General features: G+C 67.0%; 12 protein-coding genes and 2 CRISPR repeat arrays. Of the genes, 8 read left to right on the top strand and 4 right to left on the bottom strand.

Features of this window, described 5'->3' with window-relative positions; all coding sequences use genetic code 11:
* Nucleotides 1-132 precede the first annotated feature (132 nt).
* Nucleotides 133-453 carry a transposase gene (locus FB471_RS34465; RefSeq protein WP_211357961.1) on the bottom strand — a complete coding sequence of 107 codons (321 nt, stop codon included), beginning with the start codon at nucleotides 451-453 and terminating at the stop codon, nucleotides 133-135.
* Nucleotides 454-614: 161 nt separating this feature from the next.
* Nucleotides 615-2,395: direct repeats of the CRISPR family, unit length 37 nt; unit sequence GCAGCGCCAGCCCTCCGGGACCGGCGAGGATCGCAAC.
* 436 nt (nucleotides 2,396-2,831) lie between these two features.
* Nucleotides 2,832-3,110: a hypothetical protein gene (locus FB471_RS06435; RefSeq protein WP_141996442.1), complete on the bottom strand. Its 279-nt coding sequence runs from the start codon at nucleotides 3,108-3,110 to the stop codon at nucleotides 2,832-2,834.
* Nucleotides 3,111-3,544: 434 nt separating this feature from the next.
* Here FB471_RS06435 and cas3 point away from each other — a divergent pair, with 434 nt between their 5' ends.
* The 8 genes from cas3 (at nucleotide 3,545) to FB471_RS06395 (ending at nucleotide 13,190) form a co-directional block, all read left to right on the top strand.
* Nucleotides 3,545-5,740 carry a CRISPR-associated helicase Cas3' gene (gene cas3 / locus FB471_RS06430; RefSeq protein ID WP_141996441.1) on the top strand — a complete coding sequence of 732 codons (2,196 nt, stop codon included), beginning with the start codon at nucleotides 3,545-3,547 and terminating at the stop codon, nucleotides 5,738-5,740.
* Nucleotides 5,737-6,399, top strand: a complete 663-nt coding sequence (gene cas5c / locus FB471_RS06425; RefSeq protein WP_141996440.1) for a type I-C CRISPR-associated protein Cas5c — start codon at nucleotides 5,737-5,739, stop codon at nucleotides 6,397-6,399. Before cas3 ends, cas5c begins: the two co-directional genes overlap by 4 nt.
* On the top strand, nucleotides 6,396-8,141 hold the full coding sequence (gene cas8c / locus FB471_RS06420; RefSeq protein ID WP_141996439.1) for a type I-C CRISPR-associated protein Cas8c/Csd1: 1,746 nt from the start codon (nucleotides 6,396-6,398) through the stop codon (nucleotides 8,139-8,141). Before cas5c ends, cas8c begins: the two co-directional genes overlap by 4 nt.
* Nucleotides 8,138-9,025 (top strand): type I-C CRISPR-associated protein Cas7/Csd2, encoded by an 888-nt coding sequence (cas7c, locus tag FB471_RS06415; RefSeq protein WP_141996438.1) that lies wholly within the window; start codon nucleotides 8,138-8,140, stop codon nucleotides 9,023-9,025. The genes cas8c and cas7c overlap by 4 nt, the downstream gene beginning before the upstream one ends.
* Before the next feature lie 9 nt (nucleotides 9,026-9,034).
* Complete coding sequence (gene cas4, locus FB471_RS06410; protein ID WP_141996437.1) at nucleotides 9,035-9,679, top strand: CRISPR-associated protein Cas4; 645 nt, start codon at nucleotides 9,035-9,037, stop codon at nucleotides 9,677-9,679.
* On the top strand, nucleotides 9,679-10,695 hold the full coding sequence (cas1c, locus tag FB471_RS06405; protein ID WP_141996436.1) for a type I-C CRISPR-associated endonuclease Cas1c: 1,017 nt from the start codon (nucleotides 9,679-9,681) through the stop codon (nucleotides 10,693-10,695). Before cas4 ends, cas1c begins: the two co-directional genes overlap by 1 nt.
* On the top strand, nucleotides 10,695-10,985 hold the full coding sequence (gene cas2, locus FB471_RS06400; protein ID WP_141996435.1) for a CRISPR-associated endonuclease Cas2: 291 nt from the start codon (nucleotides 10,695-10,697) through the stop codon (nucleotides 10,983-10,985). Before cas1c ends, cas2 begins: the two co-directional genes overlap by 1 nt.
* Before the next feature lie 236 nt (nucleotides 10,986-11,221).
* Nucleotides 11,222-12,935: direct repeats of the CRISPR family, unit length 37 nt; unit sequence GCAGCGCCGGCCCTCCCAGGCCAGCGAGGATCGCAAC.
* 66 nt (nucleotides 12,936-13,001) lie between these two features.
* A complete protein-coding gene (locus tag FB471_RS06395; RefSeq protein WP_141996433.1) occupies nucleotides 13,002-13,190 on the top strand; it encodes a hypothetical protein in 189 nt (62 codons plus the stop codon).
* Between the two features lie 216 nt (nucleotides 13,191-13,406).
* Here FB471_RS06395 and FB471_RS06390 read toward each other — a convergent pair whose 3' ends face one another.
* Nucleotides 13,407-13,985 carry a hypothetical protein gene (locus FB471_RS06390; RefSeq protein WP_141996431.1) on the bottom strand — a complete coding sequence of 193 codons (579 nt, stop codon included), beginning with the start codon at nucleotides 13,983-13,985 and terminating at the stop codon, nucleotides 13,407-13,409.
* Nucleotides 13,986-14,159: 174 nt separating this feature from the next.
* The gene (locus tag FB471_RS06385) at nucleotides 14,160-15,362 is read right to left on the bottom strand and encodes a hypothetical protein (protein ID WP_141996429.1); all 1,203 of its coding nucleotides are present in this window, start codon (nucleotides 15,360-15,362) and stop codon (nucleotides 14,160-14,162) included.
* Between the last annotated feature and the right edge of the window lie 13 nt (nucleotides 15,363-15,375).

Below are 15,375 nucleotides of genomic sequence, written 5' to 3'. Positions count from 1 at the left end.
AGAGGCAACGACGATAGATAAGGTGCAGACCCCGCAACAACGCCGGGTGGTGTCGGCGGCACGTGAATCTGATCAAGGCGTGGCGTCCGAATCGTGGTTCTGGCACGCCTTCTGTGATCGAGCCTATCCGGCTCAGTCGGCGAGCAGGACGCGTTTGCGGAGCACGTCGGGCTTGGCACGACCGAACACCTGGTGTTTCAGCATCGCCACCCGGTTCCCGTGGCCCTCAACGCCCCCGCTGCTCCAGGGCAGAGTGAGCCCGGCGGTGACCGCGTCCTGATCGCTGCGTAGCCCTCGCACGAAGAAGTGAAGTGCGGGCTGGTCGTCGGTAGCGTCCGTATTCTGCGAGTCGGCCATGATCCAGCCGACGACGCGACGGACCGACAGCGGCTGGTGTCGGGGTCGCTGGGAATGCGCGGCGGCGCGAAACTGGCGCAGGTAGTGGCGAACCATACCCTTGGACCGCCGGGACGTCCTCCATGGCGGGTTGGGAACCCCAAGCGTGGTGCGACACACCGGAAGGTTCCCAACTAAACTGTGGCGTGTCATCCCACGATCTGGGCTCGACCGGACGATCCAGGTCATCAGTAGGATGTCGTCCCTGCTGATGTGGGGCAGCGCCAGCCCTCCGGGACCGGCGAGGATCGCAACTGCAACATCGGCATAGTAGGCGCACATCAGGTGTCGCAGCGCCAGCCCTCCGGGACCGGCGAGGATCGCAACTTCGTTCGGCGACAGCCTGGTGCCGCTGACCATCGCGGCAGCGCCAGCCCTCCGGGACCGGCGAGGATCGCAACGACTCGCTGGGGCGCATTCTGGTGATCCTCGCGCCAGCAGCGCCAGCCCTCCGGGACCGGCGAGGATCGCAACACCAGCGGGGGCGGCGGGGCCGCCCCGGGAACGGGCAGCGCCAGCCCTCCGGGACCGGCGAGGATCGCAACTATCGCATCCTTGCGGATCATCTGGCGTACAACCCGCAGCGCCAGCCCTCCGGGACCGGCGAGGATCGCAACCCTGGCGACAGGTCCGGGTCCAGCACGAGCTGACCGCAGCGCCAGCCCTCCGGGACCGGCGAGGATCGCAACCAGGGCCTCGATGATGCGGTCCACGTCGGCCCGCTGCAGCGCCAGCCCTCCGGGACCGGCGAGGATCGCAACGTCTCGACTGCCGGCTTGTCGGTAGATCGCCTCCGGGCAGCGCCAGCCCTCCGGGACCGGCGAGGATCGCAACGGCCTCGATCGCGTCCAGATCCACGTGCGCGGACCGCAGCGCCAGCCCTCCGGGACCGGCGAGGATCGCAACGGGTTGGTGCGGTAGTCCCCGGTGGTGTCCTCCCGGCAGCGCCAGCCCTCCGGGACCGGCGAGGATCGCAACGCCAGCGTCCACGATGTCCCACCGGTCCACGATCAGGCAGCGCCAGCCCTCCGGGACCGGCGAGGATCGCAACCTCGGCTTTCGATCCGTGCTTCGCCATGCGCTCATGCAGCGCCAGCCCTCCGGGACCGGCGAGGATCGCAACTGGTGCATGGGGTGATCAGTCCGGAGGAACCCCACGGCAGCGCCAGCCCTCCGGGACCGGCGAGGATCGCAACCTGCAACTGGGCCAGCGCTTCGGCGATGGCGAGGCCAGCAGCGCCAGCCCTCCGGGACCGGCGAGGATCGCAACCATCTGGTGACCAGGAGAACTCCAGCGTTCCATCGGAGCAGCGCCAGCCCTCCGGGACCGGCGAGGATCGCAACGACTACGCGCTGGCCCACGGCGACGGCAGCGCCGAGCAGCGCCAGCCCTCCGGGACCGGCGAGGATCGCAACTGTCGGCGGATGTGGTGCGGGATGAGCACGGCGAGCAGCGCCAGCCCTCCGGGACCGGCGAGGATCGCAACTGGTGCATGGGGTGATCAGTCCGGAGGAACCCCACGGGCAGCGCCAGCCCTCCGGGACCGGCGAGGATCGCAACGCCCGGCCCGCGGCGACACGTTGCGCCCCCGATAGGGCAGCGCCAGCCCTCCGGGACCGGCGAGGATCGCAACCTCGTCCAAGGCGCGCATCGCCCTGGCCGGGCCGTGCAGCGCCAGCCCTCCGGGACCGGCGAGGATCGCAACGCCCGGCCCGCGGCGACACGTTGCGCCCCCGATAGGGCAGCGCCAGCCCTCCGGGACCGGCGAGGATCGCAACGCCCGGCCCGCGGCGACACGTTGCGCCCCCGATAGGGCAGCGCCAGCCCTCCGGGACCGGCGAGGATCGCAACCACCAGGACAGCAAAAAGGGGCGCGGCGAGGACGCCCGCAGCGCCAGCCCTCCGGGACCGGCGAGGATCGCAACCACAACGGCACCGACGACGATGTGCTCGTGCCTCGTGCAGCGCCGGCCCTCCGGGACCGGCGAGGATCGCAACACCGAGGTTCGCCCCGGACCGCACGATGATCCACTGGCGTGGCGCCGGCCCTCCGGGGCCAGTGACGATCCCATCCTAGCCAGATCATCCATGTCGTGAAACATGTACGGGGTAACGCCCCCGCGTTCCCGGCGGGCACTGAAGGAGGCCACAGGGCGGAATATCACCACACGGACCCACCACCTGCGGAATAATATGTGCACAGGCGCCGGGAATTGCGTGAGCGTCGACAGGTGTCAAGGCAGGTCGGCATCTGGGTTGATCAGAAACGTTGAGTGTGTGTGCGCAGGTCAGAGGTTTTCGTTCCTCCTCGTTCTGGAGGGGTACCGAAGGCCCCGCGGCTCGAGTGGCCCGTCTCGACAGTGGGTGTAGCCCTGCCAGGCTGATGTGGCGTGCCCGAAGGACGACGGGTGAACGGATTGGGTCTGTGGCCGCTTCACCGCTGGTCGTCATCGGGGGCCGTTTCCGCACGTTTCCGGGCTCGTCGGCGAAGCCAGGCCAGCACCGCGGTGCCCAAAGCACTACACGCGCCGCCGATCCACGCAACTGGCACGCCGAACACCGAGCCACTCCCGAGCACCTGGGACACTACCCCGAGCGGCAGGACGAGGATCGCGATGGTGCATGCCGCTCTCCGAGGCTCGTCGATGATGCGGTAGATGAGGCCGATCACGGTGCGCGGATCGCCCGACGGCCTGCCCGTTCGCGTGGTCACCGGAGTTCCGCGGGGTCGGAGGGGTGCAGGGCCGTGACCATTGTCCCCAGCAGTTCGTTGGTCGCGTCCGCCGCCCGTGCCGCGTCGCGCTGAGGCATCAAGACTCCTGTTGATCTTGGTGAGAGCGGCGCATGGTGCAGACGGGTATCCGCGCTCCCGGCTGACTGCGGAGGCTAGCACACGACAAGCACGTAACCTTACCGAGCACAGAATCAGAGCTGGTAGTCTGCTGGCAGCAGCCCTTTCAGGCTGAGGATCGCAACTGTGCGCGATACGGCTAGGTGCGCAAACGGGTCGAGCCTCCGGTGTCCACCGGAGGCTCGACCCGTTTGTCGGGCTCGCCGGAGAAAGCTTGTGGTGGCAGGTCACGAACCGGCTTGTCGGTGGCCGGGGATACTGTCGCGCGGTCTGACGACGAGACGAAGGTTGGCTGTATGTGGGCGCATAGTGCGAGTAGGTGGGCGGGGCGTTGGCATTTGCTGGCTGATCATGTTCGGTCTACGGCGTCGCTGGCGCGGGGGTTTGCCGACTCGTTCGGGGCCGGTGCGTTGGCGGGGGCGTTGGGGTTGGTGCATGACGCTGGGAAGGCGAGTTGCGCCTGGCAGGAGGGTTTGGAACGGGTTGCGGATTCGGGGCGGCGGGTGGCGGTTCCGCATAAGGAGTTGGGTGCGGCATTGGTGGTGAAGCGGGCGGGTGCGGCGGCGTTGGGGGTGTTGGGGCATCACGGGGGTTTGCCTGGGTTGGGTGAGTTGCGCCAGTGGATGCGTGGTCCGGGTGATCTTGAATCGCTGGAGCGGTTCTTTGGCGAAGTGCCGGAGGCGCGGGGGTTGATGGATGGGGAGGTGTTGCTGCCGGACGCCTGGGTGGGTGATGCGCGTGTGTTGGAGGTGGGTGTTCGGATGGTTTTCTCGGCGCTGGTGGATGCTGATCATTTGGATACGGCGGCGCATTTTGACGATCTTGATGGACCGCGGGTGAGATCTGCGGCGGATATGGATGGGCTCGTGCGACGTTTCGAGCGGTGTCGGTCGGAGTTGCTAGAGGAGCGGTCGTGGTCGCCGATTGATGAGGTGCGGGCTGGGTTGTATGAGTCGGTGGTGGCTCGTGCGGGTCTGCGGCCGGGGGTGTATCGGCTTCCGGCTCCTACGGGGTCGGGCAAGACGTTGACGGCGGGTGGCTTCGCGCTGCGTCACGCCGCGGAGCACGGTCTGGCTCGGGTGATTGTGGCGGTGCCGTTCACGACGATTACGGAGCAGAACGCCGAGGTGTACCGGAAGCTGCTGGGTGAAGACGTGGTGTTGGAGCATCATTCCAATACCGAGATCGATCAGCGGCGGATGCGGCTGGCAGCAGAGAACTGGGATGCGCCGTTCGTGGTGACGACCACCGTGCAGTTGTTTGATTCGTTGTTCGGGCGGATGCCGGCCCGGTCTCGGAAGCTGCATCGATTGGCCAACGCGGTGGTGGTGCTGGATGAGGTGCAGGCGTTACCGGTGTCGCTATTGGTTCCGATTCTGGATGTGCTGCGGATCTTATCGGAGCATTTTCGGACGACGGTGTTGTTGGCGTCGGCGACCCAGCCGTCGTTTGAGTCGTTGGCGGTGTGGCAGTCGTTGCCGGTTCAGGAGTTGGTGGATGAGCCGGTGGAGTTGTTTCGACGGTTGCGGCGGGTTGAGTACGAGTGGCGGGTGGAGGATCCCCGGCCGACGTTGGAAGAGGTGGCGCAGGATGTCGCCGCCGAGCGTCAGGCGCTGGTGGTGGTGAACACGGTAGGGCACGCCCGCCGGTTGTATCGGGCGGTGGCGATGCACAGTCCGGGCCGGTGGGTGTTTCATTTGTCGACGCGGATGTGTCCGCGGCATCGTCAGGCGGTGTTGGCGCAGGTGCAGCAACTGCTGGGAGCGGGGGAGTCGGTGTGGGTGGTGTCGACGCAGTTGATCGAGGCTGGCGTGGATGTGGATTTCCCGGTGGTGTTTCGCGCGTTGGCGCCGGCGGAGTCGCTGCAGCAGGCTGCGGGGCGGGCCAACCGGGAGGGCCTGCGCCCGGAGCCGGGGCGGGTGGTGGTGTTCGATGCGGTCGACGCGCCGGTGCCGATGTTCTACCGGGCGGGGGTGGCCAAGACGCTCGGGTTCTTCGGCCCTGGCCGAGCGCAGCCGGATGACCCGGACGCGTTGGCAGCCTATTACCGCAGTCTGTATCGAGGGTTGAACGTGGATCGGGCCGGTCGGGGTGTGGCCATCCAGGAGAACCGGGCGCGGCTGGACTTTCCTGCCGTGGCCGATGGACCCCTGGTCGATCCGGGGGCGGGTGTGGCGCGTGACCGGCGGTTGGCGTTTCGGATGATCGATGAAGATGCCGTGGCGGTGGTGGTGGCCGGCTACACCGATCGGGTGAAGGTTGAGGGGCTGCTGGAGCAGGTGCGTAACCCCGAGGGCCCGGTGGGCGATGCCCTTCGCAAGTTACGCGGCTACACCGTGTCCATCCCTCGGGCGGTGGCCGCCGATCCCGCCGTCCGGGCGTTGTGCCGCCCGGTCGTGGCGGGTCGCGAGGATCTGTGGGAGTGGTGTGGTGACTACGACCTGCAGGTCGGCGTCGATGAGGGGGAGATCGGGAAGGAGACGGTGTGGTGAGTAGCGACCTGCCGCGGGCGCGGTCGAGTACCCCGCCGGTGGTGGTGCAGGTGTGGGGCGAGGCGGCGTTATTCACCCGGCCGGAGTTGAAGGTGGAGCGGGTGTCTTATCCGGTCATGACGCCGTCGGCAGCGGCGGGTGTGCTGGAGGCGATCTTTTGGAAGCCGGAGTTCACCTGGCGGGTGGTCGCCATCGAGGTGCTGAAGGAGATCCGGCAGTTCACTATGCGGCGCAACGAAACCACTGATCTTGCGTCACTGGCGGAGGCCGCATCCGGGCGTCGCCGAGTGGACACGGTGGCTAACAGAGTGCAGCGCCACGCGGTGTGCCTGCGGGACGTGGAGTACCGCATCCACGCCCATGTGCAGCTGCGCGAGCACGCGACTGCGTCCGCGGCTGCCTACCGGGACCAGTTTCGCCGGCGGGTGAAGCGGGGAAGTTGTTTCTCCCAGCCGTATCTCGGTACACGTGAATGCACCGCGTTCTTTGGCGAGCCGGACACGAGGCCACCCTGGCAGCACAGTGAGGATCTGGGCATCATGCTGCACTCGGTGGATCATTCGACCACGCCGCCGTCGTTTTCCTGGTTCACCGCGCGCCTGGACAACGGGGTGTTGCACGTGCCAGCACAGGGCATTCCCTCCAGCGGAGTGGCATGATGCTGCTGCAACGCTTGGCTGCCTACGCGGGCCGGGACGCTACGGCGGTACCGTTTCATCGCGATCGGCAGTTTCACTGGGAACTGCGCCTGGACGAGCAGGGCCAGCCGTGTGGCGACAGCGTGGAATCCCTGGTGTTTCCGGATACCACGGGTACGCCCCGTGGCGCGGTCCATCGTGTGCCCGCCGTGGTACGCACTGTGGGTGTTGCCCCGAACCTGGCCGCTGATGACGTGCAGTACGTGCTGGGCTGGTCCGATCGGGACAGCAAGCCAGCGCGGGTGGCCCAATGTCATGCCGCGTTCGCCGAGTTGATGGAGCGATGGGCCAACAGCCCCGAGGGCCGGCACGACCCGGTCGCGCAGGCGGTCGCCGCCTGCTACCGATCCGGCGCCCTCCACCAACTGCGGCAGCCGACGGAGTTCACCGCGAAACAAGGTGTGCTGATCACGGTGGCGAACGAACCCGCGTATCAAGCCCCCTCGGTGGTGCCGTTCTGGACCGGCGAGGTCGCCCGCCGCAAAGGCGCTGGCAGCGGCCTGTGCTTGGTGTGCGGTACGACTGGCCCGCTGCTGGATACTGTGCCGGGCAAGGTGCCAGCCCGTCTGGTGCCCGGCGCCAGCAACGACGCGGCCCTGGTGAGCGTGAACGAGCGGGTGTTCGGATACGACCTGACCACCCAGCTGACCTGCTCCCCGATGTGTCTGACCTGCGGGGAGGCCATCTCGGCCGGGTTGGTGAACCTGCTGGACTCACCCCAGACCGCATCCTATGGCGGGCAGGACAGCCGGCTGGCCTGGTGGACCACCGCGCCGGTCACGATCGACCCGGTGACGCTGCTGTTCGATCCCGACCCCGACCAGGTGCACGATCTGCTGGGCTCGGTACACACCGGCACGTTCCGCCCGGCGGATGCTGCGACGTTCTGCGCGTTGACCGTCGGCGGCAACATCTCTCGCGTGATGGTGCGGGACTGGCTGGAGATGCCCCTAACCCAGCTCGAGCAAAACATCACGACGTGGTTCCACGAGCTCGAAATCGCCCCCTTATACCCGCAGGAGCGGCCCCACGCATCGCTGGAACAGCTGGTGCGGGTCACCGGCCGTTGGCTGCGTCGTGACCGGCGGTATGCCCGCCTGGGCTCGCCGGGAGCAGCCCGGCCGGACGGAATTCAACGGGACTTGCTGCGCTCGGCCCTGCGCCGGACTGCCCTGCCACCATCGGTGTTGGCGCACCTCCTACACCGCGTACGCACCGATGGCCGGCTCGACACCGCACGCGCCGGGCTGATCCGGTTGGCCCTTCTACGCTCCCCCCTCACCACGGAGACCCCGATGCCCGGACTGGACCCCACCAACACCGATCCCTCCTACGTTGCCGGGCGCACCTTCGCCGCGCTCGAGGCCCTCCAGTACGACGCCACCGGAGGTGCGCTCAACAGCACCTACGGTGACCGGTACTTCGCCGGCGCCATCACCAACCCCCGCGCCGCCCTGGTCACCGGCCGCAAAGACGCCAACGCCTGGCTGCGGAAACTCCGCCGCAGCAAGCGTGGAGCCGCAGTCAACCACGAGAAAACGCTCGACGAGCTGTTCGAACTACTCGCAGCCCCGGCTGGCCTGCCCGGCTACACGACCGTGGCCCAGCAAGCACAGTTCCTGCTCGGCTACCACCACCAACGCGCCCACCGTTTCGCCACCCTCCGCCGCACCACTACCGAACCCGAGGAGTTGCCCGCATGACCGTGCCCCACGTGGATCCCACCGTGCGCCACGACGTGGTGTTCCTGTTTGACGTCACCGACGGCAACCCCAACGGCGATCCCGACGCCGGTAACCGGCCCCGCACCGACGACGAGTCGGGGCAAGGGCTGATCACCGACGTCGCGCTCAAACGCAAGATCCGGGACACCCTCGCACTCGCCGCAGCCGACGATCTCCGGTACGGGATTTTCGTCGAAGCTGGCCACGCCTTGAACCCCCGACTCGAGGCCGCCTACACCGCCACCGGGCTCAGCCTGGACAAGAAGACCAAGGTCACCCCCGACGAGGCCGCCCAGGCCCGGGCCTGGCTGTGCGACCGCTATGTCGACATCCGCCTGTTCGGTGCGGTGCTCTCGGTCGGCAAAACTCACGCCCTCGGCCAGATCCGCGGCCCCCTACAGATCACCATGGCCCGCAGCAACGACCCCGTCTTCCCGATGGACCACGCCATCACCCGCGTCACCCAAACCCGCCAAGAAGACATCGACAAGGGCGAAACCACCGAGATGGGCGGCAAATGGACCGTCCCCTACGGCTTATACAAAGCAGAGCTGTACTACTCGGCCACCCGGGGGAAACAGACCGGCGTGGACTCCCGAGACCTGGAACTGCTCTACCGCACGCTGGACATGATGTTCGACCATGACCGCTCCGCCACCCGCGGACGACTCACCCCGCGCGGGCTGTACGTGTTCAGCCACCCCGACGCGTTCGGCGCTGCTCCTGCCCACCGCCTCACCGAACGACTCACCATCACCCGCACCGACCCCGACACCCCGCCACGTTCCTTCCACGACTATGTCGTGTCACTCGACGACGACGGACTACCCCCAGGGATCACCTTGACCAAACTCATCGGCTAGGAACCCATCATGGACCCCGGCAGTAACCCACCTGCGGACGAGGTACGCAGCATCCCGCTGTCCCTCCTCGAACACTACGCCTACTGCCCGCGGCAAGCCGCCCTGATCGGACTCGAGTCCTACTTCGAGTCCAACACCGACACCGTCCGGGGCGACCTCGCACACGCCACCGTCGACCGCGCGGGATCCTCCCACGACCGGCTTGGCCAGCGGGTCTGGCATTCCCTACCCGTCTGGAGCAACGTGCTCGGACTGCACGGCATCTGCGACGCCGTGCACCTCGATACCGACGCGGGACATCCCATACCGGTCGAACACAAGTCCGGCAGTTACCGTCCCGGAGGCCCCGCAGACCTGCAAGTCGCCGCCCAAGTGCTGTGCCTGCGCGAAATGTTCGGGGTGCCGATCCCCGCCGGAATTGTGTTCTCCGGCCGCGATCGCCACAGACACAACGTTCTCGTCGACGAGACTCTCCGCAGGGAAGTACTCGCCACCACCCACGCCATCCGCACCCTTCTGGACCAGCACACGCTGCCGCCACCCGTCCACGATGCCCGCTGCCGCCGCTGCTCCCTGAGCCCTGGGTGCCTACCCGACGCCCCCAGCGCTACCCGAGCCCGCCTGTGCACGCCACGAGAACCCGGGGACTGGTGATGACCGAACTCCTGCGCACGCTGTTCGCCACCACACCCGGAACCAGCCTCCACCTCGACGGCGACGCCCTCCGCATCGCCCACCCCGAACGGTCCGGCCGCAACCTCATCCCCCTGATCCGGATCGACCATATCGTGGCCTGGAACGGGGTCGCCCTCTCCGACGACCTCCTCCACCGATGCGCCGCCGACGGACGTACGGTCACCTGGGTCACCCGTAACGGCAGATTCCTTGCCAAAACAATTGGCCCTCTCAACGGAAACCCCCTGCTACGCCTCGCGCAGTTCCGCGCACACGACGACCCCACGCGCCGCCGCGACATCGCCCGGGCGTGCGTCGCAGGCAAACTGCACAACTATCGCCAACTCCTCCTACGAACAGCCCGTGACACAACCGGCAATCGGCAAACCCAACTTCGCGACCTCGCTCAACGCCACGCATACGCCTTGACAGAACTCGACAACGCCAGCCACCTCCCCGAAATACTCGGCATCGAAGGACGCGCCGCACGTGACTACTTCCAAGGCCTGAACCTTCTTGCTCCAGGGGTCGCAACCGGACGCAGCCGCCGACCACCCACGGACGCCACCAACTGTCTCCTCTCGTTCGGATACGGCATGCTCCGCGCCGCTGTGCACGGAGCTCTCGAACACGTCGGACTAGACCCTTACCTCGGATACCTCCATGGCATCCGCCCCGGCAAACCCGCCCTCGCGCTCGACCTGATGGAAGAACTACGTCCTCTGCTTGTCGACCGACTCGTACTCACCCTGATTAACCGCAAACAACTAACCCCACAGCACACCGAAACCCTTCCTGGTGGTGCCGTCCAACTCACCGACGACGGCAGAAAGTTCTTCCTCGAACAATGGTCTCAAGCACGTGAACGTGCCTGGCCGCACGCAGGCTTGGATCGGAAGATCCCTGCTGGACTTCTCCCGCTCGTTCAAGCCCGTCTTCTCGCCCGCCACCTACGAGGCGACAGCGATACCTACCTTCCCTGGACACCCACCTAATGGAACTACTGATCACCTATGACGTCGACACCACGACACCACAAGGACAACGACGGCTTCGACGCGTAGCCAAGACCTGCGAAGGCATCGGCCACCGCGTACAGAAGTCCGTCTTCGAGATCGTCTGCAGCCCCGCACAGAAACTCACCCTCGAAGCACGCCTACGAGACATCATTGACCCCGACCGCGACTCCATCCGGATATACCACCTAGACCGAGGAACCCTCAGCACCGCACAACACCTCGGCGCCGCAATCAACGCCGCCCACCACGACCCACTTGTAATCTGACTACTCAAGAACCACGACATCCGTTCCAACCAACACGAACCATCGGCCGACACTGATACGCAAAGTGAACCGTCACGACCCCGTCAGCAATACGAACCCACAACGCTCCCTTCGGAACCCCAGGTGTCAAACGACACGCCGGCACGTTCCGAACCACCCTCAGGCATGTCATCCCAAAATGTGGAATCCGCGATACCGTCAAGGCCACTCAATGGGTGCGACCCAGCTCACGCAGGGCAGCGCCGGCCCTCCCAGGCCAGCGAGGATCGCAACCTGATCACGTGCACGGGACCACCAACGGCTACGGGCAGCGCCGGCCCTCCCAGGCCAGCGAGGATCGCAACTTCTTGAGCAACTGCTGAGACTTCAAGGCGATCGGCAGCGCCGGCCCTCCCAGGCCAGCGAGGATCGCAACGGCGAGCGCACCCGCAGCGGTGGTGTTGTTGGTGTAGCAGCGCCGGCCCTCCCAGGCCAGCGAGGATCGCAACCACGTCGGGAAGAGCGCGCCACCGCCGGACTCCAGTTGCAGCGCCGGCCCTCCCAGGCCAGCGAGGATCGCAACGCCTCGTGGCGGATCATCTTCAGGTAGGACTTGGCGCAGCGCCGGCCCTCCCAGGCCAGCGAGGATCGCAACCACGTCGGGAAGAGCGCGCCACCGCCGGACTCCAGTTGCAGCGCCGGCCCTCCCAGGCCAGCGAGGATCGCAACCTCATCGCCCTCTCCCGCTTCCGCTGGGAGTCCTCGGCAGCGCCGGCCCTCCCAGGCCAGCGAGGATCGCAACCACCGGGTCCGTAACCGGTCGAACTCGATGTCGTCGCAGCGCCGGCCCTCCCAGGCCAGCGAGGATCGCAACTGCAACCAGGATCACCAGCAGGCGTGGCAGGCCCGGCAAGCAGCGCCGGCCCTCCCAGGCCAGCGAGGATCGCAACGGCGAGCTCGGGCTCAACCAAACAGGCGGTGATCAGCAGCGCCCGCCCTCCCAGGCCAGCGAGGATCGCAACGACAACAACCCGAGCGAGCCCTACGCGGCCGCCGAGGCAGCGCCGGCCCTCCCAGGCCAGCGAGGATCGCAACCGTCGAGCCGGAGCACGGCTTCATCCGCACCCGTCCGGGCAGCGCCGGCCCTCCCAGGCCAGCGAGGATCGCAACCTTTCTGGGTTGGGTGGGGATTCACGCGGCGGCCGGGCAGCGCCGGCCCTCCCAGGCCAGCGAGGATCGCAACGACATTCCTCAACCCTCGATTCGTCGAGGGGAGCTGAGCAGCGCCGGCCCTCCCAGGCCAGCGAGGATCGCAACTCGTCCAGTGCCATGTCGTCCTCCTGTCCCGGGGGCAGCGCCGGCCCTCCCAGGCCAGCGAGGATCGCAACACCAGTACCGCCTCATCTCGCGGTTCAGGTCTTGCAGCAGCGCCGGCCCTCCCAGGCCAGCGAGGATCGCAACACCAGTACCGCCTCATCTCGCGGTTCAGGTCTTGCAGCAGCGCCGGCCCTCCCAGGCCAGCGAGGATCGCAACTCGACCGTCTCAGTCACGTCGATGTGCGGGACCTTGGCAGCGCCGGCCCTCCCAGGCCAGCGAGGATCGCAACAGCGACGAGCGCTTTCCACGCCGACACCCTCCACGAGCAGCGCCGGCCCTCCCAGGCCAGCGAGGATCGCAACCGCCCGTTGCCCAACCGAAGGAGAGCCATGCGTAAGGCAGCGCCGGCCCTTCCGGGTCAGCGAGGATCGCAACTCCAAGAAGGTGCAGGTGCTCGCCCGCGAGATGAGGGCAGCGCTGGCCCTCGTGGGTCAGCGAGGATCGCAACGTCGCCTACACCGAGACGACCCCGGCCTGATGACGGGCAGCGCTGGCCCTCGCGGGTCAGCGAGGATCGCAACCTGCAGTCGGTCGAGGGGCAGGTGGCACTGCGCGCGCAGCGCTGGCCCTCGCGGGCCAGCGAGGATCGCAACGCCCGGATCTGCGTTCACGGTCAGGCTGGCTGTGTCGGCAGTGCTGGTCCGTCCGGGTCAGGTGCCTTGCCCACCGAGCAGGGGCGGCTGGCACGTCGGCCGCCGGTCCGAAATTGCCCGCCTCCTCGACATGAGGACTTCCTCGTCCCCTCGCCGGAGATCAAGACGGTCGGGCGCGGTGCGTTGGCCAGCGGCCAGGTGCCCATGGAGGTCGACGAGGACATGATCACCGCCGCGCTGCATGTGGAAGGCTGAAGCGAAACACCACCCGAGAAATACCTGGCCTCAGGCCGAGACCGTCTCCTTGGTGCTCATGTCGGGCCCACTCTGCGTGGACGAGGCCAACGGCGGCACGCGAGCCTCAGCTTCCGGGCTGCCCAGCTGAGCCTTTCCTCAAGCGTGGTCAACCTTGCTGTGGCGAGGAGTTGATCTATGTGGAGTCGCCCACAGTGCTAGCGAGAACGCAAACCGCTAGTCGTCTGTTGTTGAGATCTGTCGACGTAGTTGCAGTGCCTGGGTTTCTTCTAGGTGGAGGGTTTTGATGGCGAGGTTGTCGATTTCAGCTCCGTTGGCGACGGAGTGCAGGATGCCGTTGTATAGCAGGTCCCATATGTGTCTGTTTTGTTGGAGTGCGTGCGGCATCCGGTGTAGCACGTTTCCTTCGGTGTCTTCCAGTCTGAGGTAGATGGTGATTCCGGAGCCTGAGGCGGTGATGGAGACGAGGTCGTAGAATTTGATGTGGCCGGTGCGTGGTGTCCGGTGGTACCAGCGTTTGCGGGTTCCCCATTGGAGCCAGTCGGCGCCTGCGGACATGGTTTTGAAGGTCAGTGGGTCTGACATCAGGTAGGCGAAGACGACGATGACGATCCATACTGGCCAGTAGGTCAGGGCGTCGCCGAAGGTGTCGCCGCGCAGGAGTGACAGCACGGAGCTGCCGAGGGCGAGGATGGCCAGGGCGACGATGTAGCGTCGGATGTTGCCGGTGATGTCGTCGCGGTGCCAGGCCAGGCACGGACCCGTCCCTGGTGGTGGCTCGGGCGGGCCGAACATGGGACCGGCGAGCCGGGGGTTGTTGCCGGGGTGGTCGGGGCCTGAGTAGCCGGGGGCGTGTGGGGGGAGTGGTTCGTCGGTATCGGGGTTTGGCCGGGGTGGTAGCTGGGGGAATTCGTGCCAGGTACGTTGCGGTGTCTTGCGGCGGTGTTGGCCTGCCATGTCGTGTCTCGCCTATTTCCCGTCTCCTGCGAAGCCGGCGACGATGTCCTGTGCGAACATGGCGCCGCCGAACCCTCCGGCCAGGCCCAGGACGATAGTGCCGAAGGGTCCGAAGGCGCTACCGGCGACCGCGCCGGTCAGCGCCCCGCCGAGGGCGCCGCCGCCGATGGCCGCGGCTGTGTCGGCTGCGGCTCGTCCCCACGACTGTTCGCCCTTGGCTGCGCCGATTGATTCGTTGACCACGGTGAGGCCGGCGCCGACGTAGGGCACCGATCGCAGCATCCTGGAGGAGAAGTCGGGGACCTTCACATTCGAGTGGTCGGACAGGCGCTCTACCGCGCCTTGTCCTGGGTAGCGCGTGACAACGTCCCGGACGTCTTTCGGGATCATTTTTACCCACTTCTCGAACTGTTGCGCGCGGGTCTGTTGCTTGCCGCCGTCGTTGGCGAGTTCCGCGGCCCTGTTCAGGATGCGTTGCTGAGCTGGGTTGGTGTCGGAGACCGCGCCGAGCGCGAAGTCGTTCAAGAACTTTGACTGTGCGAACAGGCGCTCGGCCTTGGCTGCGGCAAGACGGCGGGAGTTTTCTCCTCCTCCGACGTAGCTGCGTGTCTGGGAGACCCAGGTGAACAGCGAGGAGACAGTGTCGTTCGCCGTTTCGGTTGCCTTGCCCATCGTCGCGCGGAGTGTCTCGTGCGCGGTCTGTTCCAGGTTGCGTGCCTGGTTGACGATCGCCTTGCACTCGTTGTAGGCGGCTGCTTTGACGTTGTACGCGGCGATGGCTTCCTGGTTCTGCTGCATGATTGCCGTGGCGTCGGCGGTGCCGCAGGGGCCGGTGGGAAGGAGCTTGGGTGCCGCGGGGGCCTCGGGGGCGATGATGAAGGGGCCTTCGACCCGCAGGCCGGCCGCGGTGGCCTTGGCCAGCGCGTCGTCCATCTTGGCGTTGATCGAGTCCAGCGAGTCGGCGAAGTCCCGCAAGGCCCATTCGCACTCGAAAGCACGGTCCGCGATGGCTCTCGTGTGCGTGTCCACGTTCGTGGTGGCCTCGTGGAACGCTTCCTGCGCGGGGCCGTGCCAGTCGGCCTCGGCCGTGCCGCGCGCCCCGGTGGCCGCTGCCGCGGCTTGGTGCGCTTGGCTGTAGAGCTTGGCAAGCCAGTCCGCGGCCTCGACGCAGGTTCCTGAACTGCCGTTGACCTGCGTGTTCAGCGCCTGTCCCATGTCACTCCCCCTT

The sequence above is a fragment of the Amycolatopsis cihanbeyliensis genome, from assembly GCF_006715045.1.
Lineage (GTDB): Bacteria > Actinomycetota > Actinomycetes > Mycobacteriales > Pseudonocardiaceae > Amycolatopsis > Amycolatopsis cihanbeyliensis.
This window is presented reverse-complemented; position numbering and strand designations above follow the sequence as displayed.